Source organism: Micromonospora sp. WMMD736 (genome assembly GCF_049179015.1).
Classification (GTDB): Bacteria; Actinomycetota; Actinomycetes; order Mycobacteriales; family Micromonosporaceae; genus Micromonospora.
This window is the reverse complement of sequence record NZ_JBMHMI010000095.1, coordinates 1-2,283: the sequence shown is the minus strand read 5'-3', so window position 1 is coordinate 2,283 and position 2,283 is coordinate 1. Positions and strand designations below refer to the sequence as shown.

The window sequence follows — 2,283 nt, the reverse complement described above, 5'->3', positions numbered from 1 at the left end:
CGGATTCGTCGACATGCTCAGCGATCTGCCCGACGACGTCAGCGATCTCGCCGACGCGCGCAAGATCGCGGGCAACCTGGCCCAGGACCTGCGGGCGGCGATGGTCAACGATCCGCTGTTCGGCGGTTCGGGCACCCCGCTGGATCCCGGTGTGCTGCTGACCCCGTCACCGGGCAAGCGGGCCCGAGTGTCGGTGATCAGCATGATCGGCCTGCCGTCGGAGGACCAGCGGCAGAGCTTCGTCAACCAATTGCAGATGGCGCTGTTCGCCTGGATCAAACGCCATCCCGCGGGTGACCGGCCGCTAGGCGGTTTGTTGGTAATGGATGAAGCCCAAACCCTGGCCCCGTCACGGGGTTTCACCGCGTGCACCCGTAGCACGCTGGCGCTGGCGTCGCAGGCTCGCAAGTATGGTTTGGGCCTGGTGTTCGCGACCCAGGCGCCCAAGGGTCTGCACAACCAGATTCCGGGCAATGCCGCCACCCAGTTCTACGGCCTGCTGAACTCGCCGGCTCAGATCAACGCCGCGCAGGAAATGGCTCGCGCGAAAGGCGGATTGGTGCCCGACATCAGCCGATTGCGGGCCGGCAACTTCTACGTCGCGGCCGAGGGCGAGGCCTTCCACCGGATCGTCGCACCGTGGTGCCTGTCGTATCACCCGTCGAGTCCGCCGTCGGCCGACGAGGTACTGCAGCTGGCGAAGTAGGCCGGCTGACTAGCGGAGCCCGGAGCTAACTCTGCCGGGGGCGGCCAGCCACCCGTCGGACAGGTAGCGGTAGGTGTAGACGTGAAACAGGGTAGCCACCGGTATCGCCACGAAAAGCCCTACAAAGCAGGCCAATTGGCCCACGAACACAATCACCGATCCTGCCAGCCACATGAGCAGTATCGGTCCGATGTTGTCCTTGACGAGCTCGGCGCTCACCTTGATCGCCTCGACGATCGATACGTTGCGATCCAGCAGCACAAAGGGGGCGAAGATCGTCAAGAACGCGATCACTACGCCAGGCAGAACGAACAGCACGAAGCCGACCATGGCCCCCAGGGCGATCACAAGTAGTAAGCCCAGCATTGCTGCGAGCCGACGGGGCCGCACCAGGGTCGCGAACGTCACGGGCTGGCCGTCGGCGATCTTGAGGACGCCGTTGATGTAGGCCGATATCGCGGCGGCGATGGCGACCAACAGCGTGAGCATCGACAGCACCAAGAGGGTCACGATGACGGCGTCAGACCCGCCCAGGGCGAATACCAGCACGAAAGGAACGCTGTAGAGGAGGACCAGGGCCACGAACCAAAACAGCAGAGCGCCGATCAGGGGCCACGGGTGGCCCCTGAACGACGCCCACGCCCACCGGAATCCGTGTTCGACGTCGTAGGGAGGTTTCTGGTAGCCGGGTGGCGGGGGATAGTAGGGCGGCGGCGGGTAGGGGCGGGACTCGGGTCCCCAATCCCCGGAAACGTTGCTCATTCAGTGAGTATTCGAAGTCGAACGGCCATTCTTCAAGCCCCGGCGAGCGCGCCTTCGATTTTCTGGATGGCGTCGCTCTCGGTGTCGGAGGTGCCCTTCGCGGCCTCGCCGACGGACTTCGCCACGCCGAGGACGAAGTCGCGGTAGGCCTGGGCGTCGCCCGGCGACTTCGCGTTGAGCGTGCTCATCGACGATTTGAGTGCCTCGATCGTCTGGGTCTCGATCTCCTGCGGCGACGCCGTCAACCCGAAGCCGGTGCCGTGCACCTGCGCCACCTCACCGATCAGCGGGTTGGTGCTGTCGCCGCGCGCCGCGGCCAGATGCTTGGTCATGGCGCCGATCTCTTTGAAGCTGTCGAAGAAGCTGGGGTCGGCCAGCGACACCAACATCCCTGCACCGGTCACGCCCTTCTGCAGCGCGTCCCATTCCTGCTCGGTGAAATCGGTCTTGGCGGCCATCATTCCTCCTCGTCGACATCCAGCTAGTGGTGATGCTAGGACCGCGGTCAGCAGTCTCCGCGAGTTCGGCAGAATCGACGGGCAGCTTTCATTTGAGAGTCATCCGGTCGACATGAGTTGCCGTGGGCCCAGGCGGCTTAGAGCACCGTCAGATGCTGGGCCGTCGCGGCTCTGACTGTGGAGATCGGAATGGACTGGTCGAAGGTGACAAACGTGCCGCCGTTGGCGACGGCCAGCGCGAGTAGGTAAGCATCGGTGACGTGCTTGGGGCTGTGTACTCGGGAGCGGTCAACGATTGCCGGGTCGAGAACACTCACTTCGCACGGCCAGAACTCGTGATAGCGGGTGCGGATCGCG

The 2,283-nt window shown here is 64.5% G+C and carries 4 protein-coding genes; 1 reads left to right on the top strand and 3 read right to left on the bottom strand.

What is annotated here, in order from left to right; all coding sequences use genetic code 11:
* Positions 1-706 (top strand): ATP-binding protein (locus tag ACN269_RS34080; protein WP_421477364.1); only part of this gene is annotated, 706 nt, incomplete at its 5' end.
* A 9-nt stretch (positions 707-715) separates the two neighbouring features.
* On the opposite strand, the gene ACN269_RS34075 is transcribed toward ACN269_RS34080, so the two are convergent.
* From ACN269_RS34075 to ACN269_RS34065, 3 genes are all read right to left on the bottom strand, one after another.
* Positions 716-1,468, bottom strand: a complete 753-nt coding sequence (locus ACN269_RS34075) for a hypothetical protein (protein ID WP_421477362.1) — start codon at positions 1,466-1,468, stop codon at positions 716-718.
* A 32-nt stretch (positions 1,469-1,500) separates the two neighbouring features.
* On the bottom strand, positions 1,501-1,926 hold the full coding sequence (locus tag ACN269_RS34070) for a hypothetical protein (RefSeq protein ID WP_421477360.1): 426 nt from the start codon (positions 1,924-1,926) through the stop codon (positions 1,501-1,503).
* A 137-nt stretch (positions 1,927-2,063) separates the two neighbouring features.
* Positions 2,064-2,283: hypothetical protein (locus ACN269_RS34065; protein ID WP_421477358.1), on the bottom strand; the 220-nt coding region annotated here is incomplete at its 5' end.